The organism is Mesorhizobium sp. M6A.T.Ce.TU.002.03.1.1 (assembly GCF_003997275.1).
Taxonomy (GTDB): domain Bacteria; phylum Pseudomonadota; class Alphaproteobacteria; order Rhizobiales; family Rhizobiaceae; genus Mesorhizobium; species Mesorhizobium mediterraneum.
This window is the reverse complement of sequence record NZ_RZTI01000039.1, coordinates 18,573-44,082: the sequence shown is the minus strand read 5'-3', so window position 1 is coordinate 44,082 and position 25,510 is coordinate 18,573. Positions and strand designations below refer to the sequence as shown.

Below are 25,510 nucleotides of genomic sequence, written 5' to 3'. Positions count from 1 at the left end.
GGCCAGGAACGGTTGCTTGCCCTCGAAGATGTGATAGTCGGTGCCGCAGATGCCGACATGACTGACCGCGACCAGCGCCCAGCCCGGCGGTGGCGTGCTCGGCGCCGGACGGTCTTCCAGAACAAGCTCGCCGGGCGACCGGCAGACGACGGCTTTCATGCTTCAATCCAGTCTGTTCATGGAACCGCCGTCCCCGCTAGAGCCGGGCCGGCGGTTGTTAATATGGTCTACTTGCCGCGGCGGCGCAGGCCGTCGAAATAGACGATGACGATGATCAGCACCCCGGTGATGATGCGTTGCCAGAAGGCGTTGACGTTGAGCAGATTGGCGCCGTTGTTGATGGTGGCTAGGATGAAGGCGCCGAGCAGCGGTCCATGCACCGATCCGACGGCGCCGAACAGCGAAGTGCCGCCGATCACCGACGAGGCGATCGCCTGCAATTCCCAGCCCTCGGCCTGCGTCGGATTGCCGATGCCGATGCGCGACGCGAGCAGCACGCCGACGAAAGCCGCGCAGAGGCCTGAGAGCGTATAGGCCATGTAGATGGTGCGCTGGACATTGACGCCGGACAGACGCGAGGCCTCGGCGTTGGAGCCGACCGAGAACAGATACCGGCCCCAGCGGCTGTGATGCAGGAAGATATAGGCCGGGATGCCGACCAGGATCACCATCCAGAACAGATTGGGGACGCCGAGAAACGAGCTGCGCGAAAACAACTGGAAGGCGTCGTTGTTGATCGAGATCGAGTTGCCGTTGGTCATCAAGAGGCCGATGCCGCGCAAGGATGTCAGCGTCGCCAGCGTGATGATGAAGGGCGGCAGGCCCATCCTGACGATGCCGAAGCCGTGGAACATGCCGATGGCGACACCGACCAGCAAGGTGACCAGGATGGCGAGGAAGACCGGCACCCCGGCGTTGATCAGCATCGCTACGATGACGGTGGCGAAGCCGACCACGGCGCCGACGGAAAGGTCGATGCCTCCGGTGATGATGACGAAGGTCTGGCCGACCGCCAGGATGGCTATCATCGAGCCCTGCCGCAGCAGGTTCGAGATATTGTTGGCGGAGGCGAAGCTCGGCGTCGCCACCGATAGGATGATCCACAAAAGAACCAGCAGCGCCAGCAGCGTCAGCCCGAACAGCGCGTTGTAGTTGCGTTTCGGCCTTTCGGCCGGGATCGCCTCGGTGCTCATATCTGTCCTCCCGGTTTTTCTTGTTTCTCGGCGAGCGCCTGATTGAGAATGTCCTCATGATTGGCGGTGCGGAAACCATGCGTGGCCACCAGCTTGCCGCGCCGGAATACATGCAGCGTGTCGGCCAGTTCATAGACCTCGGGCAGATAGGACGAGATCAGGATGATGCCGGCGCCCTTGGACAACAGTTCGCCGAACAGACGGTAGATCTCCGCCTTGGTGCCGACATCGACGCCAACTGTCGGCTCGTCGAAGATGAACAGCTTGGCGCCGTGCGCCAGCCATCTGCCGATGACGATCTTCTGCTGGTTGCCGCCGGACAGGCTGGAGGCGAGCGCGTTGCGCGTCGGCGTCTTGATCCTGAGATTGGCGATCTGGCGATCCGCCTCGGTCTTCTCCTGTGCGCTGGAGATCAGCAGATTGCTGGAGATGCGCTTGTAGATCGGCAGATTGAGATTGAGGCCGACCGGCAGGTTGAGGCAGAGGCCCTGGTCACGGCGGCTTTCCGGCGCCAGCGCCATGCCAAGCCTGATAGCGTCATGCTCGGAGTTGACCTGAACCTCCTTGCCCTCCCAGAGGATCTGGCCGGCCGACTTGCGATGACGGCCGTAGAGCGTGGTGACGAACTCGCTGCGCCCGGCACCGATCAGGCCGTAGAGCCCGACGATTTCGCCGGCCCGGACCGTCATCGAGACATTTTCGAAGCCCTTGCCGGAGAGATTCCTGGCTTCGAGGAGCGTCGCGCCCGGGGTAAAATGCTCCTTGTGATAGACTTGCTCGATCGAGCGGTTGATCATCATCTTGACCAGCTCGGCGTCGTTGGTCTCGGCGATGTTCCTGGTGCCGACAAGCGTGCCGTCGCGCAGCACCGAGACGCGGTCGGCGAGCTCGAACACCTCTTCCATGCGGTGGCTGATGTAGATGATGGTGACGCCTTCGCCCTTTAGCCGGCGGATCAGCGTGAACAGCTGATCGGCTTCCTTCCGGGTGAGATAGGCAGTCGGTTCGTCGAAGATCAGGAACTTGGTGCCGCGCACGGTGGCGCGGGCGGCGGCGATCAGCTGCTGCTGGCCTATGGTCAGGTCACCCAGCACGACATGCGCCGGCAGATCGAAGCCGAGATCGTCGATGATCTTCTGCGCTTCCCTGACCATGGCCCGCTGCTGCAGGATGCCGAAGCGGGAATCCTCCTCGCCAAGGAACATGTTGGCCGCGACAGTGAGATGGCGGCACAGAACGACCTCCTGATGCACGGCATTGATGCCGAGCGCCATCGCCTCATGCGGCGTCGCCAGCGCTGCCGGCTTGCCCTCCCAGATGACGTCGCCGGAGGTGCGCGGCATGACACCGGTCAGCAGCTTGATCAGGGTGGATTTGCCGGCACCGTTCTCGCCGACAATGGCGTGGATTTCGCTGGCCTTGAAGGCGAGGTTAACCGGCTTCAGCGCGTGCGTGCCAGGATATCGCTTTTCCAGTCCCTTGAGTTCGAGGATCGTCCTGCCCGGCTCCAGCGTTAGGGCCGGATGCAGTTCCTGCGCCGTCGACGTCATGACAATCCTCCCAGATTGGCCTCACGATTGGCACTTGGTTGGAGTGTTTCCGGGGCAGAAAGGCCCCGGAAACAATGCACCTACGCCGATGCTCAGTCGAGTTTCGGATTGAGCAGCGCGTCGATCTTCGGATCCTTCATATTGGCCTTGGTGACCAGGTTGGCGCCGGTGTCGACATTGGCCTCGACCTTCTCGCCCTTCGAGGCGGCGAGCGCCGTCTTGATGCCGTCATAGCCCATCCGGTACGGATCCTGGACGACGAGAGCCGAAATGACGCCGTCGTTGAGGAACTTGATCAGCTTCTCGTCGCTGTCGAAGCCGACGAGCCCGACCTTGCCGGCCAGGCTGTTCTCGGCGATCGCCTGACCGACGCCCTGCGCCATGATCAGGTTGGAGGCGAAGATGCCCTTGAGGTTCGGATTGGCGGTGATCAGGTCGGTCGCGATGTTGAGGCCGGTCGTGGCCTGGCCGTCGGCATATTTGTCGGCGACGAGCTTGAGGCCCGGATATTTGGCGGCAAGCTGCTCCTTGAAGCCCTGGGCGCGCTGTTCGAGCGACCCGGCACCCGGAAGCGCGGTGATCAGGGCGACGTCGCCCTCGACTTTGCCGCCATTGGCCTCGCCGATGGCTGCCGCCAGGCCGTCGGCGGCGACGCGGCCGCCCTGGATGTTGTCGGTGGTCAGGAACGAGGTGAAGGCCTTGGAATCGGCGCCGGAGTCGATGCCGATGATTTTGACCTTGCTGGCAGCCTCATCGATCGGCTTGCCGAGCGCCTTGGCTTCGGTCGGTGCGATGACGACGGCGGCCGGGTTGCCGGCGACGGCGTTTTCAAGGATCGAGATCTGGCCGTTGACATCGGTCTCCGCCTGGGCACCGAGTTCCGGCACGTTGACGCCGAGGTCCTTGCCGGCCTTGCGGGCGCCGGCCAGAACGATCTGCCAGTAGAAAGAGGTGGTGTCCTTGACGATGATCGGAATGGTCACGTCCGCCGCCGAAGCCGGCGCCGAATGCATCACGCCGGCAAGCATCGAGGCGGCAGCGAGCGCCACGAATGCGCGGCGGTTGAGAATGCTGGTCACGAATTTCATTAGGTTTCCTCCCTAAGTCGCCCGGTGAACGTTGCGGAAGCTCGGTTTGGATAGGCGCTGCCCAAACGGAACTTTATCAATAAAAAACATTTACCGCATTTTGATAGTGCATAGGATGGGCCGGCGCAAGCGGTGTTTCGTATCGGTCTCCAGATGGCTAGACCGGAAGGGCCCTCCTTGCCGATCCTCATTTCCAACCCTACAGATCCTCTTCGAAAGGTATGGAATATTAATTCCACCAACCAGTCAATATGGAATATTCATTCTTTTTTGAGGCGTACGATTGTGACGCCTCCTGATCGCACCGTCCGCCGTTTAACCGGCGAATGGCGAAGGCCGCAGCGCATCAGCCAAGTTTCTGTACGACTGTGTAGGGATCATATTTGGCGAACTCTGTTTCGGGCACCGGGATGTCGAGCAGTTGGAGATTTCGCGCCAGATTGGCCGGTTTGGCGGTGCCCGTCAGCACAGAAGCTACCACAGGCTCATGCAGCGGAAACTGGAACGCCGCCGCGGCAAGCGGATAGCCGCCCTCGGCGGCGATTTTTTCCATGGCGCCGACGCGGTCGAGAATGGTCTGGGTGGCCGGCAGGTAGTCGAAATGCGCACCCGGCACCGGGCCGGTCGCCAAGATGCCGGAATTGAAGACGCCACCGATGATCAGCGAGGTTTGCCGTTGCCGGCAAAGCGGCAGCAATTCGGCTTCGGCGGTGCGGTCGAGCAGCGAATAGCGGCTGGCAAGCAGGATGCAGTCGAGCGGCGCCTGGCGCAGCACATCGAGACAGATCTGCACCTCGTTGACGCCAAGGCCGTAGGCGGAAATGACCTTGGACGACTTCAGCTCTTCCAGCGCCTTCAGCCCGCCATCCATCAACTGGCGGAAATGCAGCTTCGTTTTCTCGACGCCATGCGTGTAGACGCCGATGTCGTGGACGAACAGGATGTCGATTCGATTGAGGCCAAGCCGCGCATAGCTGAACTCGACCGAGCGCATGATGCCGTCGTAGGAATAGTCGTAGTCGAGCGCAAAGGGCAGCGGATCGACATAGGAATGGTCCGGAACCTGGTCTTCCGGCACCGGCCGGAACAGGCGCCCAACCTTGGTCGACAGCACGTAGGAGTCCCGCGGCTTGTCGCGCAGAAAATCGCCGAAGCGGCGTTCCGAGAGGCCGAAGCCATAGAAAGGCGCCGTATCGAAATAGCGCAAGCCGGTATCCCAGGCGACCTGCAGCGTCTGCATCGCCGCCTCGCGCGGGCAAGCTCGGTAGAGGCCGCCGACCGCCGCGCCGCCGAAGCTGACCTCGGTTATTTCCAGCGCGGTGCTGCCGACACGGCGTTTCTTCATGCAAAGCCTCCCACCGGCCATTTGCCTGGCCCGTCTATGTCGTAAGTCAGTTAGTGGCTGGTCTAGAGGGTCGCCCCGAGGTGCCAGGGCACGAACTCATTGTCGCCGTAGCCGAACTCCTCGCTCTTGGTCTTGCGGCCGGAAGCCGTCTCGACGATCAGTTCGAAGATCTCGCGGCCCATGCCGGCAATGGTCTTTTCGCCCGAGGCGATGACGCCGCAATTCACGTCCATGTCCTCTTCCATCTGATGATACATGGTCGAATTGGTGGCGACCTTGATCGATGGCGTCGGCCGGCAGCCGAAGCAGGAACCGCGGCCGGTGGTGAAGACGATGACGTTGGCGCCGCCCGCCACCTGGCCGGTGGCCGAAACCGGGTCGTAGCCGGGCGTGTCCATGAACACCAGCCCGTGCCCGGTGACCTTCTCGGCATAGCCGAAGACGCCGTTGAGCGGCGTCTGGCCGCCCTTGGCGACCGCGCCAAGCGACTTCTCCAAAATGGTGGTCAGGCCGCCGCGCTTGTTGCCGGGCGAGGGATTGTTGTCGATGGAGGCGCCATGCTTGGCGACATGGTCTTCCCACCACTTCACATAGCCGTCCAGCTTGGCTGCGATCTCCGGGGTCGCCGCGCGATAGGCGAGCAGATGCTCGGCGCCGTAGATTTCCGTGGTCTCGGAGAGGATGCCGATGCCGCCGACGCCCGCCAGGATGTCGACCGCGGCGCCCAGCGCCGGATTGGCGGTGATGCCGGACATGCCGTCCGAGCCGCCGCATTGCAGGCCGACGACGATCTCGCTGACCGGGATCGGCTCACGCTCAAGTTTGCCGACCTCCTCGGCGATCTCGGCCAGCACCAGCATCGCCTTCTCGACAGATTTGCGCGAGCCACCGGCTTCCTGGATGTTGAAATGGCGTTTTCCGGCGGCGACACCCTTCTGGCCATAGAGGGTGAGCTGATTGACCTCGCAGCCGAGCCCGACCATCAGCACGCCGCCGAAATTCGGATGGCGGGCATAGCCGGCAAGCGTGCGGTGCAGCACCATCATGCCGTCGCCGGTGGCGCTCATGCCGCAGCCCTGGCCGTGAACGATAGGAACAAAGCCGTCGATCCCCGGATATCTGGGCAGCAGTGTGCGGTTCGCCTCATCGGCGATGGCGTGGCAAACGGTGGCCGAGCAATTGACGCTGGCGAGAATGCCGATGAAGTTGCGCGTGCCGGCACGGCCGTCGGCGCGACGATAGCCCATGAAGGTGCGGGTGCGATCGGCCTCGGTCGCGTGCACGGCTTCGCTCGGCGGCACCACCGGCAAACGCCCGGACTCGAAGACCAGATTGTGCGAATGAACATGCTCGCCGGGCGCGATGGCTTCAGTGGCGCGGCCGATCGCCTGAGCGTATTTGACCACGGCCTCGCCAGCGGCGATCGGCTTGATCGCAACCTTGTGCCCGGGTTCGATCAACGCTGTGGCAACGGCGCCGCCCGGCAGCACCGCGCCGATCTCAATGCGGCCATTGGCGACCGCGACATTGTCAGCGGGAGACAGAAGAATGCTGTTTGCGGCGTTCACGGGCAGTTTCCTGGGTGTTCCTGGGATGTGCGAGCGGATTGACACGCGCCTGTTAAAAGATAATGTCTTTTATCGTGAAAAAACAGTTTTGCGTCAATTGTTTTTTCGCGAAAGCGTCGTGCGTTCTTAATGGATGTGCAGAAGGGCCGGACACTGGAACCTGGGCTGACGTCCGAAAAGCGATTCCGCTTCTTGGGGGCCTGCGCTAGCAACGTTGTCCATATTGCGCTTCAAGCCGGCCGCCGCAAGCGCTGGCGCAATGAGGCAGGGGATGTCAAAGAGCAACAACGTCTACAAGGACGCCTACAATCGCGGTCTGCGGCTGCTCGATGAAACGAAAAGTCTGCCGTCGGAGCCCGAACTGGGCACGCTGCTCGGCGTCAGCCGCACGACGATCCGCACCATCCTTGCGCGCATGGAAGAGACGGGGCTGATCGCCTGGAACAAGCGTAGCAAGACCGTTTTGCGCGTGCCGCGACCGGACGATTTTTTCCCCGAGGAAGAGACCGACACGCTGTCGCAGATCATCGAGCGCTCTTTCATGCGGCGGCTGCTTGCCGGCGGCGCCGAGCCCGGCATGCAGATCAACGAGCTCGAGCTGGCGCGCGAGATCGGCGTCGGCACCACCAGCGTGCGCGAGTTCCTGATCCGCTTTTCCCGCTTCGGGCTGATCGAGAAACGCCGCAACAGCCATTGGGTGCTGAAAGGTTTTACCCGCGCTTTCGCGCTGGAATTGACCGAAATCCGCGAGATGTTCGAACTGCGCTCGGCCGCCGCCTTTGCCGCCCTGCCCGAAGACAGTCCGGTCTGGGCCGACCTCGACCTCCTGGAAGACGAGCATCGCCTGCTGGCACGCGAGATCGCCACGCGTTTCAATGAATTCTCGGAGCTCGACGAGCGCTTTCACCGGCTGATCCACCGCGCATCGCACAACCGCTTCATCGTCGATTTCTACGACGTCATCGCCATGATTTTCCACTACCACTACCAATGGAACAAGGCGCAGGAGCGCGAGCGCAACGAGGTGGCCGTCACGGAGCATCTGGCCTATATCGCGGCGCTCAAATCGCGCGATCTCGGCAAGGTCGACGCCGCCTGCCGCAAGCATCTGAAGTCGGCGCGCAATACGCTGCTGAAATCGATACCGGAAGGCCAGCAGCCGCACCGGGCTTAAAGCGCCGCGTTGCCGCAGCAATGATTTGGCGATTTTCCACCTGCTGAGCCCGTGCTAGATATCTGGCCGTTGCTGCGTGGAGAGGCAGGTCTTTGAATATCCGGCGGAGACGATGGAGCATGCCGGCCGCGTTCGCCGCGGCCTATTTGCTCGTGCTCCAGTCGGTAGTCGGCGCATTCGCCTTCGGCACCGGACCGGATGCTTCGCAACTCGACGCTTTCGGCAATGTCATCTGCACTCAGGAGGGCGCCGCCCAGCTTCCGGGCGGCGATCCGCACCAGCAGCACATGCCGGCCTGCTGCATGCTTGGCTGCGGTGTGGCCTCGGCTACTTACGTGCCGCCGCCCGCTGCCGGGATGGTGCCCGGCAATTTTCCCGTCGAAACCGTCGCGTTTGTGCTGCCGGCGTTCCGGCACCTCGATTTCAGCCGCGACCGCTCGCCGTCGAATCCGCGCGCGCCGCCGGCGTCGGCCTGATCCGTTCCAGATCGCCTTGCGAAAGCCTTCGCAAGCGCATTCATTCAACATCGAAACTGTTCGCGACCGGCCGACGGCGCGATTTCTCAGTTCTTGGAGCTATCATGTCTCATTCTTTCCGCGCGCGGTTCGGCCGCAACAGCCTCTTCCTGCACAGCTTCGAGGAGCGGCTCGGCATCACCGTGTTCGTCCTCGCCCTCCTGTTCGTCAGCGCCCAGGCCGTTTTCGCGCATGAGTTCAGGGTTGGGGACCTCGAGATCGGGCATCCCTGGTCGCGCGCCACACCGCCCGGCGCCAAAGTGGCTGGCGGCTATTTCACCGTCACCAACACCGGCAGTTCGCCGGACCGGCTGCTGTCGATTTCCTCGGAAATTTCGGCCAAGGCCGAACTGCATGAAATGGGCGTGAGCGATGGCGTCATGACCATGCGGCCGGTCACCGGCGGCCTTGAAATTCCAGCCGGCGGTAAAGTCGCGCTGGCACCCGGCGGCTATCATCTGATGTTCGTCGGGCTGAAACGGCAACCAAAGCAAGGCGAGACTTTTCCAGCCACGCTGACCTTCGAGAAGGCCGGCGCCGTCACCGTCGACTTCGCTGTGGAAGGCATCGGTGAAACGGGCGGTATGGACAATCACGCCAACTGACCCGGCCAGATCCGGACAATTCGAAATTTGAGGGAACCATCATGAACAGGTATCTTTTGTCGGCCGGCGCGTTTCTCGTCTTGGGGACAAGCGCGGCCTTTGCCCACGTCACACTCGAAACGCAGGAAGCGGCGGTCGGTTCGACCTACAAGGCCGTCCTGCGCGTGCCACACGGCTGCGACGGCAAGGCGACGACCGCCGTGCGCGTGCAGATCCCGGAAGGGGTGATTTCGGTGAAGCCGATGCCGAAGCCGGGCTGGACGCTGCAGGTCAAGAAAGGCAGATACGAGAAATCCTATCAGCTCCATGGTCAAGAGGTGAGCAACGGCGTCAAGGAAGTCGACTGGAGCGGCGGCAGCCTGCCGGACGAATTCTACGACGAATTCGTCTTCCGCGGGACATTGGCGGCGGACCTGCCGGCCGGCCAAACGCTCTACTTCCCGGTGGTGCAGGAATGCGACGGCGTTGCCGAACGCTGGATCGAGATTCCGGCGGCCGGCCAGGATGAGGATGCGCTGGAATATCCGGCGCCCGGCCTCAAGCTTTCGCCGAAGAAATGATTTTTTGGCGGCGCGCTTTGTTCGAAAGAGCGCGCCGCCGCCTTTGTGACATTGACATGAGCCTGGCATCTTTTCGGTGGACGACCTGCAGGTTCGGCAAGCGCGCCGGTTGGCTTGCCATTGGCCTGCTGGCCGCGATCGTGCTGCTCGCCGTCATTATCGCGCCAAATCAGGCTTTTGCCCACGCAGCGCTGGTCACAGCCGACCCGGCCGACGGCACCGTGCTGGCACAGAGCCCAGCGCAGTTCTCGCTGACTTTCAGCGAGCCGGTCTCGCCGCTGGTGCTGACCCTGGTGCGGCCTGACGGGACGTCGGTTCCGCTGACATCCTTTCGGCTCAATGGCCAGACGGTCGAGATCGACAATCCGCAGACGCTTGGATCCGGCACGCATGTGCTGAGCTGGCGGGTGATTTCCGCCGATGGCCATCCGGTCGGCGGCTCGGTGCTGTTTTCCATTGGCGCGCCGAGTGCTGCGCCGGCCGTCTCCGAAGCTGTCGACCGGGGTCTGGGGTCGGCGATCTGGATCGGCAAGGTCTTTCTCTATGTCGGCCTCTTTCTCGGCGTCGGCGGCGCCTTTGCCATCGCCTGGCTGGCGAAGGGCGGGCGTTCCGGCCAGCGCTTCGTCATCGCCGCAATCCTGTGCGGCCTTGTCGCGGCACCCTTGTCGGTCGGCTTGCAGGGACTGGACGCGCTCGGCGCACCGCTCGCCCGGCTGGCGCAGCCGGGCGTCTGGCAGGCCGGGCTCGGCACCAGCTTCGGCTGGACGGTGCTGGTCGCGCTGGTGGCGCTCGGGCTTGGCCTGCTGTCGCTGGTCGGGCCGCGCGGCGGTGCAAAACTGTCTGCCCTTGCCGGCTTGGCCGGTGTCGGTGCCGCTCTCGCCGCCAGTGGGCACGCAAGTGCCGCCGAACCGCAATGGCTGACAAGGCCGATGGTGTTTCTGCACGGTGCCGGCATTGCCTTCTGGGCCGGGGCGCTGACGCCGCTCGGTCTCGCCATGAGGCGGAAGCCGGTCGAGGCCACGCCTTTCCTGCGCCGGTTTTCCCAAGCGATCCTGCCTGTCGTGGCCATGCTTGCTGCCACCGGCATCGTGCTGGCCATCATCCAGGTGCAGGCGCCCGCGGCTTTGCTTGAGACCGCCTATGGCCAGTTGCTGCTGGTCAAGCTGGCGCTGCTGTTCTTCCTGTTCACGCTCGCCGCGACCAACCGCTGGAAGCTGACCGCTCCGGCCGAAGCGGGGGAGACGGAAGTGCAGAGGAGGCTGGTCCGCTCCATCGGCGTTGAAATGCTGATCATTCTGGCGATCTTCGGCGTTGCCGCCGGCTGGCGCTTCACGCCGCCGCCACGCGCCCTGGCGATCGCAGCTGCGCAGCCGGCATCGATCCATATCCACACACCGAAGGCGATGGCCGACCTCAGCATCACGCCCGGCCAAGTTGGGCCGGTTGCGGCGTCTATCGTCATCATGACCGGCGATTTCGGTCCGCTCGATGCTGAGCAAGTGACGTTGGTGCTGTCAAAACCCGATGCCGGCATCGAGCCGATCAAACGCGCGGCGACAAAGCGCGGCGGTGGCACCTGGCGTGTCGACGATCTCGTCGTCCCGGTCCCCGGCCGATGGACGGCGCGGCTCGATATTCTCGTCTCGGATTTCGAGATCGTGAAGCTAGAGGCCTCGATCGATATCGGGCGATGAGGACCAGCCGGCAGTCTGCGCAACACATTTCGGCGAGGCGGTTGACGCAGGCTTGAAGGCCCGTCATTCATTTTCGACAAGAATGGCATCCCAAGAAGAACGGGCATCGCTACAAATCGCGGCCTCAACAAAGATCCGAAAGCAGGGAAGAAACGATGGAAAAAGCCGAAATCGGCCTGATCGGCCTTGGCACGATGGGCTCCAACCTGGCGCTCAACATCGCCGAGAAGGGGCACCGCATAGCCGTCTTCAACCGCACCGCCGCGCGCACCGACGCCTTTGTCGAGAATGCCGGCGCGCTGAAGAACATGGTCGTGCCCTGCTACAGCCTGGAGGAGCTCGCTGCCGCCATCCGGCCGCCGCGTCCGATCATCATCATGGTGCTGGCCGGCAAGCCGGTCGACGAGCAGATCGCGGCGCTGCGCGGCGTGCTGTCGGCCAACGACATCGTCATCGATGCCGGAAACGCCAATTTCCGTGACACGATGCGACGCTTCTCCGAGCTTTCCGATTCGGGTCTCACCTTCATCGGCATGGGCGTGTCCGGCGGCGAAGAGGGCGCGCGCCATGGACCGTCGATCATGGTCGGCGGCACGGAAGAGTCCTGGAAGCGCGTCGAAAAGGTGCTGACCGCCATTTCGGCCAAGTTCAGGGACGAGCCCTGCGCTGCATGGCTTGGCACCGATGGCGCCGGGCATTTCGTCAAGACCATCCACAACGGCATCGAATATGCCGACATGCAAATGATCGCCGAGATCTACGGCATTTTGCGCGACGGCTTGGGCATGGGGCCGAAGGAGATCGCACAGGTGTTTGCCGGCTGGAACAAGGGCCGGCTCAACTCCTATCTGATCGAGATCACCGCCAAGGTGCTGGCCGCCGACGATCCGAAGACCGGCAAGCCGATGGTCGACATCATCCTCGACCGCGCCGGCCAGAAGGGCACCGGAAAATGGTCGGTCATCGAGGCGCAACAGCTCGGCATTCCGGCCACGGCGATCGAGGCGGCGGTGGCGGCGCGCGTCTTGTCGTCGATCAAGGACGAGCGCCTGGCCGCCGAAAAGGCCTATGGCAATGGCGGCGTGACCAAGATTGCCGGCGACAAGGCTGCTCTTCTCGGGGATCTCGAACTGGCGCTGTTCGCCGGCAAGATCGCGGCCTACGCGCAGGGCTTCGCGGTGATGAGCGGCGCCTCGAAGGAGTTCAACTGGAACCTGCCAATGCCGACCATCGCCAAGATCTGGCGGGCCGGCTGCATCATCCGTTCGCAAATGCTGGACACGATGGCAGAAGCCCTTGGCGCCGGTGGCGCTTCGACCAATCTGTTGATGGCGCCGGCCTTCATTGCGATGATGCAGGAGGCGCATCCGTCGCTGCGGCGCATCGTGGCAAGAGCGTCGGAGGCTGGCTCGCCGGTGCCGGCGCTGTCGTCGGCGCTGGCCTATTTCGACAGCTACCGCCAGGGCCGCGGCACCTCGAACCTGATCCAGGCGCAACGCGATTTCTTCGGCGCGCATGGCTTCGAGCGCATCGACGGGCCGGGCGCGTTCCATGGCCCGTGGGGCAGCGGAGCAGCGGGTTAGCGCCGCGACTTGGACCTAGAGTCCAATTTTGCGGTTGCCAGAAAGCAGACATCTCCAGCGACCAACTGGGTGTCGGGTCGCGCCAGGAACCTGCTATGCCGGTAGAGACGATTGACCGTCTCATCGGTATCGGCGGAGCCGCGAATCTGTGGTAAGCCGCCGCTCAACCAACCAAAGGACGACACCTGTGAGCGAACCGACCGTGGCCCAGGCGACCGAAAGTATCTATGCCTCCCTCCGGGCGGACAATGCCGACATCGACGCACATATCGCGACGCTTAAAGCGGCGCTGACACGAGAAGGGATAAAACAGGCGGTGTTCGATCCGACCAAGTTGGCGCAGAACAACCGCTCGGGGCGCAAGTTGATGCAGGCCTATTTTCGGCAGCGCGGCGTGAGCGTGAGGTTTTCGGACTAGTAGAGCCGCGCGCGGGTGATCTCAAGCGCGCCGTTGGGAGTTCTCGGGCCGGTCCGGCGGTTCGCCATCTGGACGTCGGGACTGCGCTACATTTCGGCCGGTTGGGTCGCCTTGAGGCTGCCGTGAAAGCTGCCGGTGACCTGCCGACATGCGGCGTGGTGCAGGCATGGCCGGCCTTGGGCGCGGTCATCGGAGTTCCGTTCAGCCGCTGTTGAGTGCTTCGTCCAGTGCCGTCGTCTGGGCCTTGACGAAGGCCTGGGAGATGGCGGCTTTCGCTTCGATGGCGTCGAAGTTGTGGTAGGCGCCGGGCACTACGTGCAGGGTGCTGGCGACGCCGGCCTGCTGCAGTCGCCGGGCGTAGGTGACGTCCTCGTCGTGGAACAGGTCGTTGGTGCCGACGCCGATCCATGCGGGCGGCAGGCCGGAGAGGTCGTCATAGCGGGCCGGCGCGGCTAGCGGGGGCACGTTGCCGTCCGCGGTGGCTGGGCCGAGGTAGGAGCGCCAGCCGAACCGGTTGCTGGCCGGGCTCCAGAGGCGGAGCCGCCGCGGGTCGATGTCGATGCGGGTGGTGGTCCGGTCATCCAGCATTGGGTAGGACAGCAGTTGCAGGACCGGACGGATCTCGCCGCGTTCCTTCGCCAGCAGCGCCAACGCGGCGGCCAGACCGCCGCCGGCGCTGGCGCCGCCGATGGCGATGCGTGCGGGGTCGATGTCGGGTTGGCCGGCGAGCCATTGCAGCGCGGTGTAGCAGTCTTCCAGCGGCGCCGGGAACGGGTGCTCGGGCGCGAGCCGGTACTCCACCGAGACGACGACGATGTTGAGCTGATCGGCGATCAGGCGGCAGAAGGCGCTGTCCTGCGCCGCGTCGCCGAGCACCATTCCGCCGCCGTGGATCCACAACAGTGCAGGAGTCCGAGGCCGGGCCGAAGCCGGGCGAAAGACGTGTACCGACACGTTGGCGTCCACGGATACGACCTGCGCGTCCGGCCGCCGGGTGATCCCGGTGAGCTTGGTGAGGACACGGAGCGCGGGAAGCGTTCCGGCGGTGATGATGGTGCGGGGAAGGAACCGCGCGGCTCGCAGTTGTGGGTTGAAGGGTTGCTCGGTCATCGTGGTTCCTGTCTGATGGAGGGCGACGTCGCCGGGTGTGCCGGGGCTTGTCACAGAAATGAGGGTCATGGTCGGAGCTCGGCGTCCACCAGGGCCAGGGCGTTGCGGAGGCCCTGCTCGAGGAGGTCGTCGGAGAGTTGTCGGTCGGTCAGGGCGCGGCAGAGTTGTAGCGTCCCGGCCATCAGGCCGAGGAGGCTGAGCGCCTTCACGCGGGCCGAGGGCGGATCTTCGGGTGCCATGCGGGCAGCGAGGCCGTCGATGACGACCAGCACGCCGTCGGTGTACGCCTGCCTGATTGCGTCCGCGCTGCGCCCGATCTCGTCGAGCAGGGCGGCGTTGGGGCAGCCGTCGCCGGGGTTGTCCCGGTGGTGGGCCGACAGGTACCAGCGCACGATCTGTTCGAGGCCGGCCAGGCCGGGCTCCGCCAGCTCGACGATGTTCGCGTGCAGTGTGTGCAGTTGGTCGGTGACCGCCTCCGCGACGAGGCTGTCCTTGGATTCGAAGTGGGCGTAGAAGGCGCCGTTGGTCAGGTCCGCGTCCTTCATCAGCGTCGCGACTCCGGAGCCGTCGATACCGTCCCGCTTGAGCCGTCGACCGGCCGTCGCAATGATCCGCTGCCTTGTCTCCTGCTTGTGTTCTTTCGTGTAACGCACCATGCGTTCCTCCATCTCAACCGGGTTTCGCGCTCCGGATACCGCTATGTCCTGGTCAGTTGTCAGTGGATCTAAGCAGCGATCAGCTCGGCATCCGGTTGAATCTGCGGATGACGCGGTCGAAGATCCGGGCCGGGGCGACGCGGTGCACCGCGTTGATGATCCGGGCGGTCGTACCGGCCGTGCGCCGTAGTTTTGGGTTCCGGTCGGTGGCCGCCGCGACGATCACCTTGGCGACGACGGCGGGGTCGTCGCCGCTGCTGAGGTTCTTCTCCAGCAGCTCGTCGTAGTTGCGCCGTCCCGCCGCGTAGAGCGGCATGGGGGTGTCGGCCTCCACGCTGTGGCCTGCGAACGGAGTGTTGATCGGGCCGGGCTCGACGAGCAGGACCCGGACGCCGTAATCGCGAACCTCGTGGTCCAGCGATTGGGAGTAGCCTTCGACCGCGTGCTTGGTCGAGACGTAGAGGGCCATGAACGGGCTGGGGACGAATCCGCTGAGGGAGGAGACATTGATGATGCGTCCGCGGCCTTGGACGCGCATGTGCGGCAGGACCGCCTTGGTCGTCCGCATGATGCCGTAGACGTTAATGTCGAAGATGTCCTGCGTCTGGGTAATCGAGAACTCCTCGGCTGCGCCGGTTGTGCCAACGCCGGCGTTGTTGACCAGGACGTCGATGTGGCCGAGCCGATCGATCACCTGCTTGACCGCTGAGGCGACCGATTCGTCGCTGGTCACGTCGAGGTCGAGGTAGGTCACCCCGGCGGGCGCGGTGAGTTGCGCGGTGTTGCGGCCGGTTCCGATCACCTGGAAACCTGCGGCGGCCAAGGCGATCGCTGTGGCCTTGCCGATGCCTGAGGTGGCGCCTGTTACGAGCGCAACCTGCGGAGTTGTTGTCATCATGAGCTCCTGAAGTTTTGAATTACGTTCGTACGACAATAGCCGTTTGGTAGTCGCAAAGCAAGGATTAAATTATGTTCGTACTTTCATGGAGGGCGAGACGAGGACCACAGCGGGCCGGACGGGCGAAGGTATGCCGGTCTCGCATGAGCCGGCCTTCGTGGCCGACGTGGATTGCATCTGCGATCCAGCGACCGTGGTCGAGATCCTGGAGGGCTATCTGGCGAGGCTGATCGTCGATGGCCGCAGCCTCTGTTGAAATCATTGATGTTGCAGCTGATTTGCAATCCGGTGCGTGTGCCATCCGAACGGTGGTCCCGTCGGAGTGACCGCTATCCGCGTTTCGACGCCAAAAAGCAGACAGGCGCTTTCGGCCCCAAGGCTGCCAGTCAGCAGCGTGTTTTTTGCAGGCAAGTGGAATCACTGGCGTCGCAGAAATGCGGCTAAGGCAAATAGATGGAGCCGGATGCCCAGTTCAATTTGAACGTATCCCGCTCTAGTCGGGACGGCGATAGGCCAGGACTTCGGTCGGCACGCTCAGGCTCTGCAGTGAGCCAGGTGCGGCGCCGCCGATCCAGCCCAGCACGGAACGGGCCAGCTCGGCGCCGGCCAGCCGGAAGTCCTCGTTGACGACCAGCAATTCCCTGCGGAACAGATGCAGCAGGTCCGACGACTGCTTGGACACCACGTCGACGTCCCGGCCGAGCTTGAGGCCGGCGTCCTCGATGCCGGCGACGATGGCGAGTGTCGCGGCGGCGGCGCTGCTGACGAAGCCATCCGGCCTGACGTCGCGACGCATTAGCTGCGCGGTCCTCATCCTGATCTGCTCGATCGAGTGGTCGATCGAAACGGTGTTGAACGGGATCTCGCTGGCGCCGACCTCGCTCAGCGCATCGGTAAAGCCGTTCAGCGCATGGCGGTGATAGGTCAGCTCGACTGGTGGTGCCAGCAGAGCCAGCCTGCGGCGGCCGATGCCGGCCAGGTGGCGCACAGCCTCGGTCGCGAACGCGTAGTTGTCGAAATCATGATAGGGGTGGATCAACCCCATATCGGTGCGGCCGTGCGTGGCAAAGGGGATGCCACGCTCCAGCAGGTAACGGGCCCTGGGGTCATTCGGCTGGGTTCGCGAAATGATGACGCCGTCGGCAGAGCCGGTTTCCACCAGATAGCGTATCGGGTCCAGGGGATCCTGCGAGCGTGAATACGGCGTGACGATCAGGTGATAGGGCGTGTCGGCGATGACTTCCGAGACGCCGTAGATGATGTCCGAGACAAAGCTCATGATCTCGTGCTCGGTGTTGAGCACCAGACTGATGACGTTGGTCTTGCCGGTCCGCAGGCGCACGCCTGCACGGTTGGGGCGGTAGCCGATCTGCTTGGCGACGAGCTGGACGCGCCGCCTGGTCTCGGCGCCGATTTCGGGCGCGTCCTTCAGCGCCCGCGACACGGTGGTGACGCCCAGCCCGGTCATGAAGGCAAGCGTCTTCAGCGTCGGCCGGCCCTGTCCCGACGCCTCGTCGTCCTTTTCCGTTCGATGTCTGTCCATTCACCCCGCCCGTCAGGCGCATAGCAGTTGCCGTGCAGGCCGGCAATCGGCGGATTGCGGCTCGCCAGCGACTCTCCGCCTGGTGAACATCCTATACACTGAAACGTTACAGATTGTCACTTGCCATCGCGCAGCGGTTCGGGGCAGGTTCTCTGCACGCGCGACGTTTCATTCGAGGCAAAGTCGTTGGACGTTGGCAAGGGCTTGCCAGCGGGAACAGAATTTGGCCGAATTTCATGCGTGCAGCATCATTTTTTGCAGTGCAACCTGTCTTGCTGCGACGCAACGGCCGGCAATTGGCATGCGGATTTGTTCGCGGCTCGAAAAAATGTCGGGCCGCTCCTATTTCGGGGGTTGCACGCCCAACGCAATTGCCGTATCGAAAATCTGTAACGTTTCAGATTCTGGGAGGAGCCGAAATGCGATACCAAGTCATGACCGCTGCGTTGGCGGTGACAACCGCGCTGCAATTCGCCGGCCCGGCGGCAGCGACGGATCTGGAAGTCACCCATTGGTGGACTTCGGGCGGCGAAGCGGCGGCGGTCGCCGAATTCGCCAAGGCGTTCGACGCGACAGGTAATCATTGGGTCGACGGCGCTATCGCCGGTTCCGGCGGCACGGCACGGCCGATCATGATCAGCCGTATCACTGGCGGCGATCCGATGGGCGCCACCCAGTTCAACCACGGCCGGCAAGCGGAAGAATTGGTGCAGGCCGGTCTGATGCGCGACTTGACCGATCTCGCCACCAGGGACAAGTGGAGGGAAATCGTGCAGCCCAAGAGCCTGCTCGACGGCTGTACCCTCGACGGCAAGATCTATTGCGTGCCGGTCAATATTCACTCCTGGCAGTGGCTGTGGCTGTCGAACGCTGCCTTCGAAAAGGCCGGTGTGCCGGTGCCGAAGAATTGGAACGAGTATGTCGCAGCCGCCCCTGCACTGGAAAAAGCAGGCATCATACCGCTCGCAGTCGGCGGGCAGCCCTGGCAATCCTCCGGGACCTTCGACGTGCTGCTTACGGCGGTCGGCGGCACGGATACTTTCTTGAAGGTCTATCGCGACAAGGACGCGGAATTCGCTGCCGGGCCCGGGGTCGCCAAGGTGTTCAAGGCCGCCGACGATGCCCGCAAGATGGCGAAGAACACCAATGTGCAGGACTGGAACCAGGCCACAAATCTCGTCATTGCCGGCAAGGCCGGCGGCCAGATCATGGGCGACTGGGCGCAGGGCGAATTCCAGGTAGCCGGCCAGACCGCCGGCAAGGACTATACGTGTCTTCCCGGCCTTGGCCTGAACGAGGTCATCGCCACCGGCGGTGACGCCTTCTACTTCCCGCTGCTGCAAGACGCTGAAAAGTCCAAGGCGCAGGAAGCGCTGGCCGAAACGCTGCTCGACCCCAAGACGCAGGTCGCCTTCAACCTCAAGAAGGGTTCGCTGCCGGTGCGCGGCGATATCGACCTCCAGGCGGCGAACGACTGCATGAAGAAAGGGCTCGACATCCTGGCCAAGGGCAGCGTCATGCCCTGGACCGACCAGCTGCTGACGCAGGACACCCAAAAGCAGAAGGAGGACCTTTTCTCGGAGTTCTTCGCCAAGCCGGACATGACCGTGGAAGAGGCGCAAAAGCGCTTCGCCGACATCGTCGCCTCAGCGGACTGACGATCGACGAACCGCTCGCTCCCGGCCCGCCGCGGGGCCGGGAGCTCAGGGTCAAGGCCCTAACCTTCGGCCTTGACCCTCCCGCCTTTACCCGATCCAGCCCGGCTGTGCAGATGAGCAAGAGCGAACGCCCCAATCAACTCTTCCGCAACCTTAACGCCAAGGTTGCCTCTATTCCGATGGTCCTCACCGCACTGGTGATCTTCGTCGGCGGCAGCGCGTGGACGGTGCTCTATTCCTTCACTAATTCGAAGCTGCTGCCGCGGCTGAACTTCGTCGGGCTCGACCAGTATTATCGGCTGTGGTCGACGCCGCGTTGGCTGGTCTCCATTGAGAACCTCCTGGTCTACGGCGTGCTGTCGCTGGTGTTCTCTCTCGTAATCGGCTTCCTGCTGGCGGCGCTGCTCGACCAGAAGATCCGTTTCGAGGACACGTTCCGCACCATCTTCCTCTATCCCTTCGCGCTCTCGTTCATCGTCACCGGTCTTGTCTGGCAATGGCTGCTCAATCCGGAGTTCGGAATCCAGGGGGTGGTGCGCGGCCTCGGCTGGGAGAGCTTCAACTTCGATCCGCTCTACAATTCCGACATCGTCATCTACGGCATATTGATCGCCGCGCTCTGGCAAGGCACCGGGCTCATCATGTGCCTGATGCTGGCAGGCCTGCGCGGCATCGACGAGGATATCTGGAAGGCCGCGCGGGTGGATGGGATACCCACCTTGAAGACGTATCTCTTCATCATCATCCCGATGATGCGCCCGGTCTTCATCACCGCGCTGGTCATCATCGCTGCCGGTATTGTCAAGGTCTATGACCTGGTTGTCGCCCAGACCAGCGGCGGTCCCGGCATCGCCTCCGAAGTGCCGGCCAAATATGTCTATGACTACATGTTCTTCGCCCAGAACCTGGGCCAGGGCTTCGCCGCCTCGACCATGATGCTGCTGTCGGTGGTGGTCGTCATCGTGCCGTGGGCCTATCTCGAATTCGGAGGCAAGAAGCGTGTCTGACCATGCCGTTTCCCTGCCTGCCGGCACGGGCTCTATCGGGCTTGAGGCATCCGGGCCGCGAGGGCCGAAGCCGCGGCATGTGTTCTCGCGCCGCAACATCTTCCTCTATGGCACGCTCATCGTGGTGGCGCTGTACTATCTCCTGCCGCTCTATGTGATGGTGGTGACGTCGCTCAAGGGCATGCCGGAGATCCGCCTCGGCAACATCTTCTCACCGCCGCTCGAGATCACCTTTGAGCCTTGGGTGAAGGCCTGGTCCAGCGCCTGCACCGGCCTCAACTGCGACGGGCTCTCGCGCGGCTTCTGGAATTCGGTGCGCATCACCGTTCCGTCGGTCATCCTGTCGATCGCGATCGCTTCCGTGAACGGATACGCGCTTGCGAACTGGCGCTTCAAGGGGGCCGACACTTTCTTCGTGATCCTGATCGTCGGCGCCTTCATCCCCTATCAGGTGATGATCTATCCGATCGTCATCATCCTGCGCGAAGTCGGCCTCTACGGCAGCCTAAGCGGCCTGGTGATCGTCCATTCCATCTTCGGCATGCCGATCCTGACATTGTTGTTCCGCAACTATTTTTCTTCCATGCCGGAGGAACTGTTCCGGGCGGCGCGCGTCGACGGCGCCGGCTTCTGGGGCATCTATTTCCGTATCATGCTGCCGATGTCGCTGCCGATCTTCGTCGTCGCTATCATCCTGCAGGTGACCGGCATCTGGAACGACTTCCTGTTCGGTGTCGTCTACACCCGCCCCGACACCTATCCGATGACGGTGCAGCTCAACAACATCGTCAACTCGGTGCAAGGCGTGAAGGAATACAACGTCAACATGGCCGCCACCATCCTGACCGGCCTTGTACCGCTCGTCGTCTACTTCATTTCCGGCAAGCTCTTCGTGCGTGGCATCGCCGCCGGCGCGGTGAAAGGATGATGATGACAAGAATGGAAAATCCCATGGGTTCAATCCGGAATCCCAGTGTCTCGATCCAGGACCTGTCGCTGAATTTCGGCGCGGTGTCGGTGCTGGAGACGCTCAACATCGATGTCGCCGAAGGCGAGTTCATCGTGCTGCTCGGGCCGTCCGGCTGCGGCAAGTCGACCTTGCTCAACTGCATCGCCGGCCTGCTCGACGTTTCGGACGGCCGCATCTTCATCAAGGGCAAGAACGTCACCTGGGAGGAACCCAAGGACCGTGGCATCGGCATGGTGTTCCAGTCCTACGCGCTCTATCCGCAGATGACGGTTGAGAAGAACCTGTCCTTCGGGCTGCGCGTCGCCGGCATCGCCAAGGACGAGATCGCCAAGCGGATCGCGCGGGCCGCCGAAATCCTGCAGATCGAGCCACTACTGCAACGCAAGCCGTCGGCGCTTTCGGGGGGGCAGCGCCAGCGTGTCGCCATCGGGCGGGCGCTGGTGCGCGACGTCGACGTCTTCCTCTTCGATGAGCCGCTTTCCAATCTCGACGCCAAGCTGCGGGCGGAGCTGCGTGTCGAAATCAAACTGCTGCACAGCAAGCTGCAGAACACCATGATCTACGTCACCCACGACCAGATCGAGGCGATGACGCTGGCCGACCGCATCGCGGTGATGAAGGGCGGCGTTATCCAGCAGCTCGATGCACCGCAGACGATCTACAATCGCCCGGTCAACCGTTTCGTCGCCGGCTTCCTCGGCTCGCCGGCGATGAATTTCCTCGACGGCAGGCTGGAGAAGGACGAGGGCAACTGGTATTTCGCCGCCGAGGATGTGCGGATCCCGCTTGCCACCTACGCTTTCGAAAAGGAGCCCGTGCCGGGGGCGGCCGTGTTCGGTATCCGGCCCGAGCATGTCGCGTTCAACAGCGGCGCTGGATGGCCGTTCACAGCCATGTCAAATGTCGTGGTCGTCGAGCCCATGGGTTCCGACACGCTGGTCTGGCTGAAGCTCGGAAATCAGAATTTCACGGTGCGGGTGACATCTGAGCGCACGCCAAACAACGCCGACACCGTGAGCATCGGTTTTGATCCGACGCGCGCTTCGCTGTTCGACGCCGCAACCGGCACCCGCCTTTAACTCTCCAGAACCTCAATCCCAAGAATTTCACCTCAAACACATCCATCCCCAGAGAACGGACAGAGACGATGAATTGGTCATTCCAACTTTACAGCGCCCGCAATTTCCAACCTTGGGAAGGGGTGCTCCAGATGCTCGGCGAGCTCGGCTACGCGCAAGTCGAGGGGTTCGGCGGCGTCTATGACGACCCCAAGGCATTTCGTGCCGAACTCGACAAGAACGGCCTCACCATGCCGACCGGCCATTTCTCGATGGATGCGCTCGAGAAGGATTTCGACGGCGTGCGCAAAATCGCCGATGCGCTCGGCATCACACTGCTGATCTGCCCCTATTTGGTCGCCGAGAGCAGGCCGACCGACACGGAAGGCTGGCGCGGCTTCGGAGCACGCCTGGCCAAGGTCGGCGAGACGGCTGAGAAAGCCGGCTACGGCTTTGCCTGGCACAACCATGATTTCGAGTTCAAGAAGCTTGCCGACGGCTCGGTGCCGCAGGACCATATCCTGGCGGCAGCGCCCGACATCGGCTGGGAGATGGACGTGGCCTGGGTGGTGCGCGGCGGCGACGATCCGCTGCCCTGGATCGAGAAGTATGGCAAACGCATCGCCGCCGTCCATGTCAAGGACATTGCCAAGCCCGGCGAGGGACTCGATGAGGACGGCTGGTCGGATGTCGGCCACGGCACGATCGACTGGGCTGGTCTGATCAAGGCGCTACGCGCCAAGAGCGCCGCCAAATACTACGTCATGGAACAGGACAACCCCAACGACATCGCGCGCTTCGCCCGCCGCTCGATCGCAGCCGCCAAGACCTATTAGGAGCAAACCAGCATGGCAAAAAAACTTGGGATCGGCGTCATCGGCTGCGGCAACATTTCGAAGGCGTATTTCTCGTTTGCGCCGCTGTTTCGCGGCATCGAGATGCGCGCCTGCGCGGATATCAACATGGATGCGGCCAAGGCGCGGGCGAAGGAGTTTAAGCTGCGCGCCGACACAGTCGAAGGGCTGCTCAAGGCTGACGATATCGACATCATCGTCAACCTCACCGTTCCGGCGGTGCACTATGAGGTGTCGAAACAGATCCTCGATGCCGGCAAGCACGTCTATTCGGAAAAGCCGTTCGTGCTGTCGGTCAAGGAAGGGCTCGACCTGAAGAAGCTGGCGGAGAGAGATGGACTGCGCATCGGCTCTGCGCCCGACACTTTCCTCGGCGGCGCGCATCAGCTTGTCCGCAACCTGATCGACACTGGCAAGCTCGGCAAGATCACCAGCGGCACATGCCATGTGATGAGCCATGGGATGGAGCATTGGCACCCCAATCCGGACTTCTTCTTCCAGCCTGGCGCTGGTCCGGTGCTCGATATCGGACCCTATTACATCACCAATTTGATCCAGCTGATCGGGCCGGTGAAGCAGGTGGCAGCCTTCGCTTCGATCCCGAAGACAGAGCGCACGATCTCGTCCAAGCCTCGCGCCGGCGAAAAAATCCTGGTCGCAACGCCGACGACGATCCACGGCGTGATGGAGTTCGAGAATGGCGCCGTGGTGACGCTCAACACCAGCTGGGACGTGTGGAGCCATGGCCATGCGCCGATGGAGCTCTACGGCGAGTTGGGCACGGTGTTCTTGCCGGATCCGAATTTCTTCGGCGGCGACGTTCGCGTCACCGACGCCGCCAAGCCGGTCAAGAAGCTGCCGAAATGGAAGCATCCGTTCGGCGTGCCCAACCAGATGCATTCGCATGGCATGATGGCCAACTACCGCACCGCCGGTCTCGCCGACATGGCACTGGCGATTGCGGAAGGCCGGCCGCATCGATGCTCGATGGAACTGGCGCTGCATGCCGTCGATGTGATGACCGGCATGTTGCGGTCGGGCGCGAGCGGAAAGTTCGTTGCCATGCAGACCACCTGCGAACGGCCTGCGGCACTGGGCGTCAAGGATGCGGAAGGGCTCTTGGCAAAGAAGAAAGGGCTCTTGGCGAAGAAGAAATAGGGTAAGCGCTTCAGTGATTGCGACACGTGCTGTTTACCGTCGACCCCTCTCCCCATAGAAACGGGGAGAGGCTAAGGGTGAGGGGCAGAGCCGACTCACCCTTTTTCGCGGTGGCAACTGCCGGGCTCGCTTTTGATTTGAGGATCTCCCATGCCCTATGTGCCCGCCGAAAACCGCTACGAGAAAATGATCTACAATCGCTGCGGGCGATCCGGCCTGAAATTGCCGGCGATCTCGCTCGGGCTCTGGCACAATTTCGGAAACGACACGCCGCATCGGACCAAGCAGGCGATCGCGCGCAAAGCCTTCGATCTCGGCATCACGCATTTTGACCTCGCCAATAATTACGGCCCGCCGCCCGGTTCGGCGGAGACGGCTTTTGGCGAAATCCTGCGGACGGATTTCTCCTCCTATCGCGACGAGCTGATCATCTCGACCAAGGCCGGCTATGAGATGTGGGCCGGACCCTACGGCGAATGGGGCGGGCGCAAATATGTGCTGGCCAGCCTCGACCAGAGCCTGAAGCGGATGGGGCTCGACTATGTCGACATCTTCTATTCGCACCGCTTCGACCCCGATACTCCGCTGGAAGAAACGATGGGTGCGCTCGATCACGCGGTGCGCTCGGGCAAGGCGCTTTATGCCGGCATCTCCTCCTACAATTCGCAGCGCACGCGCGAGGCCGCCGACATATTGAAGCAGCTCGGCACGCCTTGCGTCATCCATCAGCCGAGCTATTCGATGCTCAATCGCTGGGTCGAGGACGACGGTCTGCTCGATACGCTGGAGGGGCTCGGCGTCGGCTCGATCGTGTTCACGCCGCTGGCGCAAGGCATGCTGACCGACAAATATCTCGGCGGTATCCCGCAGGGCAGCCGCGCCAGCCAGGGCAAGTCGCTGAAGGCGGCCTTCATCAACGACAAGACCATCGCCAACATCAAGGCGCTGAACGCGATTGCCGGCCGACGCGGGCAGACGCTGGCGCAGATGGCGCTGGCCTGGGTGCTGCGCAAGGGCCGGGTGACCTCGGCGCTGATCGGCGCCAGCCGGCCGGAGCAGGTCGAGGACTGCGTCGGCGCGCTGAAGGTGCTCGACTTCAGCGATGCCGAGCTCGCCGAAATCGACATCTACGCACGCGAAGCCGACATCAATCTGTGGGCCGCCTCCGCCGAGCGCCAGGGTCCGCCACGCAAATGATCCACCACGGAAGTGATCCACTACGGAAGTGATTGGCAACGCATAGCCGAACAGGTACGGCGGGAAATGCTCCCCCCGGTTTTTTTTTATTGGGCCCCCCCAAGTTTG

The 25,510-nt window shown here is 63.1% G+C and carries 25 protein-coding genes; 15 read left to right on the top strand and 10 right to left on the bottom strand.

The window, feature by feature from the left end; translation table 11 throughout:
* The 6 genes from EOC93_RS14540 to EOC93_RS14515 all read right to left on the bottom strand — a co-directional run.
* Positions 1-159 (bottom strand): alcohol dehydrogenase catalytic domain-containing protein (locus EOC93_RS14540; RefSeq protein ID WP_164759136.1); only part of this gene is annotated, 159 nt, incomplete at its 3' end.
* Between the two features lie 68 nt (positions 160-227).
* On the bottom strand, positions 228-1,193 hold the full coding sequence (locus EOC93_RS14535) for an ABC transporter permease (RefSeq protein ID WP_095488290.1): 966 nt from the start codon (positions 1,191-1,193) through the stop codon (positions 228-230).
* Positions 1,190-2,743, bottom strand: coding sequence for a sugar ABC transporter ATP-binding protein (locus EOC93_RS14530; RefSeq protein WP_095488292.1), 1,554 nt, complete (start codon positions 2,741-2,743; stop codon positions 1,190-1,192). Before EOC93_RS14530 ends, EOC93_RS14535 begins: the two co-directional genes overlap by 4 nt.
* A 92-nt stretch (positions 2,744-2,835) precedes the next feature.
* On the bottom strand, positions 2,836-3,831 hold the full coding sequence (locus tag EOC93_RS14525; RefSeq protein WP_095488293.1) for an ABC transporter substrate-binding protein: 996 nt from the start codon (positions 3,829-3,831) through the stop codon (positions 2,836-2,838).
* Positions 3,832-4,177: 346 nt separating this feature from the next.
* On the bottom strand, positions 4,178-5,176 hold the full coding sequence (locus EOC93_RS14520; RefSeq protein WP_127204959.1) for an aldo/keto reductase: 999 nt from the start codon (positions 5,174-5,176) through the stop codon (positions 4,178-4,180).
* Between the two features lie 62 nt (positions 5,177-5,238).
* On the bottom strand, positions 5,239-6,744 hold the full coding sequence (locus EOC93_RS14515) for an altronate dehydratase family protein (RefSeq protein ID WP_127204958.1): 1,506 nt from the start codon (positions 6,742-6,744) through the stop codon (positions 5,239-5,241).
* Positions 6,745-7,015: 271 nt separating this feature from the next.
* Here EOC93_RS14515 and EOC93_RS14510 point away from each other — a divergent pair, with 271 nt between their 5' ends.
* The 7 genes from EOC93_RS14510 (at position 7,016) to EOC93_RS14480 (ending at position 13,293) form a co-directional block, all read left to right on the top strand.
* A complete protein-coding gene (locus EOC93_RS14510) occupies positions 7,016-7,918 on the top strand; it encodes a GntR family transcriptional regulator (protein WP_127204957.1) in 903 nt (300 codons plus the stop codon).
* A 119-nt stretch (positions 7,919-8,037) separates the two neighbouring features.
* Entirely contained in the window at positions 8,038-8,394 is a 357-nt protein-coding gene (locus EOC93_RS14505) for a DUF2946 family protein (protein WP_127204956.1), read from the top strand.
* Between the two features lie 104 nt (positions 8,395-8,498).
* Positions 8,499-9,038, top strand: coding sequence for a copper chaperone PCu(A)C (locus tag EOC93_RS14500; protein WP_127204955.1), 540 nt, complete (start codon positions 8,499-8,501; stop codon positions 9,036-9,038).
* A 41-nt stretch (positions 9,039-9,079) separates the two neighbouring features.
* A complete protein-coding gene (locus EOC93_RS14495; RefSeq protein ID WP_127204954.1) occupies positions 9,080-9,598 on the top strand; it encodes a YcnI family protein in 519 nt (172 codons plus the stop codon).
* 56 nt (positions 9,599-9,654) lie between these two features.
* The gene (locus tag EOC93_RS14490; protein WP_127204953.1) at positions 9,655-11,292 is read left to right on the top strand and encodes a copper resistance CopC/CopD family protein; all 1,638 of its coding nucleotides are present in this window, start codon (positions 9,655-9,657) and stop codon (positions 11,290-11,292) included.
* A 155-nt stretch (positions 11,293-11,447) separates the two neighbouring features.
* Entirely contained in the window at positions 11,448-12,875 is a 1,428-nt protein-coding gene (gene gndA / locus EOC93_RS14485) for an NADP-dependent phosphogluconate dehydrogenase (RefSeq protein WP_127204952.1), read from the top strand.
* A gap of 187 nt (positions 12,876-13,062) precedes the next feature.
* The gene (locus EOC93_RS14480) at positions 13,063-13,293 is read left to right on the top strand and encodes a hypothetical protein (protein ID WP_095488311.1); all 231 of its coding nucleotides are present in this window, start codon (positions 13,063-13,065) and stop codon (positions 13,291-13,293) included.
* A gap of 201 nt (positions 13,294-13,494) precedes the next feature.
* On the opposite strand, the gene EOC93_RS14475 is transcribed toward EOC93_RS14480, so the two are convergent.
* The 3 genes from EOC93_RS14475 to EOC93_RS14465 form a co-directional block, all read right to left on the bottom strand.
* Complete coding sequence (locus EOC93_RS14475) at positions 13,495-14,403, bottom strand: alpha/beta hydrolase (RefSeq protein WP_126104853.1); 909 nt, start codon at positions 14,401-14,403, stop codon at positions 13,495-13,497.
* A 65-nt stretch (positions 14,404-14,468) separates the two neighbouring features.
* Positions 14,469-15,059: a TetR/AcrR family transcriptional regulator gene (locus EOC93_RS14470; protein WP_127204951.1), complete on the bottom strand. Its 591-nt coding sequence runs from the start codon at positions 15,057-15,059 to the stop codon at positions 14,469-14,471.
* 79 nt (positions 15,060-15,138) lie between these two features.
* Entirely contained in the window at positions 15,139-15,957 is an 819-nt protein-coding gene (locus tag EOC93_RS14465) for an oxidoreductase (RefSeq protein ID WP_126104855.1), read from the bottom strand.
* A 130-nt stretch (positions 15,958-16,087) separates the two neighbouring features.
* Here EOC93_RS14465 and EOC93_RS35375 point away from each other — a divergent pair, with 130 nt between their 5' ends.
* Positions 16,088-16,213 carry a hypothetical protein gene (locus EOC93_RS35375; protein ID WP_280953389.1) on the top strand — a complete coding sequence of 42 codons (126 nt, stop codon included), beginning with the start codon at positions 16,088-16,090 and terminating at the stop codon, positions 16,211-16,213.
* A gap of 237 nt (positions 16,214-16,450) precedes the next feature.
* On the opposite strand, the gene EOC93_RS14460 is transcribed toward EOC93_RS35375, so the two are convergent.
* Positions 16,451-17,500, bottom strand: a complete 1,050-nt coding sequence (locus tag EOC93_RS14460) for a LacI family transcriptional regulator (RefSeq protein ID WP_095488321.1) — start codon at positions 17,498-17,500, stop codon at positions 16,451-16,453.
* A 419-nt stretch (positions 17,501-17,919) separates the two neighbouring features.
* Here EOC93_RS14460 and EOC93_RS14455 point away from each other — a divergent pair, with 419 nt between their 5' ends.
* From EOC93_RS14455 to mgrA, 7 genes are all read left to right on the top strand, one after another.
* Positions 17,920-19,158, top strand: a complete 1,239-nt coding sequence (locus tag EOC93_RS14455; RefSeq protein WP_127204950.1) for an ABC transporter substrate-binding protein — start codon at positions 17,920-17,922, stop codon at positions 19,156-19,158.
* Positions 19,159-19,271: 113 nt separating this feature from the next.
* Positions 19,272-20,165, top strand: coding sequence for a sugar ABC transporter permease (locus EOC93_RS14450; RefSeq protein ID WP_127204949.1), 894 nt, complete (start codon positions 19,272-19,274; stop codon positions 20,163-20,165).
* A complete protein-coding gene (locus EOC93_RS14445) occupies positions 20,158-21,093 on the top strand; it encodes a carbohydrate ABC transporter permease (RefSeq protein WP_127204948.1) in 936 nt (311 codons plus the stop codon). Before EOC93_RS14450 ends, EOC93_RS14445 begins: the two co-directional genes overlap by 8 nt.
* A 23-nt stretch (positions 21,094-21,116) precedes the next feature.
* Complete coding sequence (locus EOC93_RS14440) at positions 21,117-22,214, top strand: ABC transporter ATP-binding protein (protein ID WP_127204947.1); 1,098 nt, start codon at positions 21,117-21,119, stop codon at positions 22,212-22,214.
* Between the two features lie 68 nt (positions 22,215-22,282).
* Positions 22,283-23,029 carry a sugar phosphate isomerase/epimerase gene (locus tag EOC93_RS14435; protein ID WP_127204946.1) on the top strand — a complete coding sequence of 249 codons (747 nt, stop codon included), beginning with the start codon at positions 22,283-22,285 and terminating at the stop codon, positions 23,027-23,029.
* A 12-nt stretch (positions 23,030-23,041) separates the two neighbouring features.
* The gene (locus EOC93_RS14430) at positions 23,042-24,205 is read left to right on the top strand and encodes a Gfo/Idh/MocA family oxidoreductase (protein ID WP_127204945.1); all 1,164 of its coding nucleotides are present in this window, start codon (positions 23,042-23,044) and stop codon (positions 24,203-24,205) included.
* Between the two features lie 150 nt (positions 24,206-24,355).
* Positions 24,356-25,402 carry an L-glyceraldehyde 3-phosphate reductase gene (gene mgrA, locus EOC93_RS14425; RefSeq protein WP_126104862.1) on the top strand — a complete coding sequence of 349 codons (1,047 nt, stop codon included), beginning with the start codon at positions 24,356-24,358 and terminating at the stop codon, positions 25,400-25,402.
* The last annotated feature ends 108 nt before the right edge of the window (positions 25,403-25,510 follow it).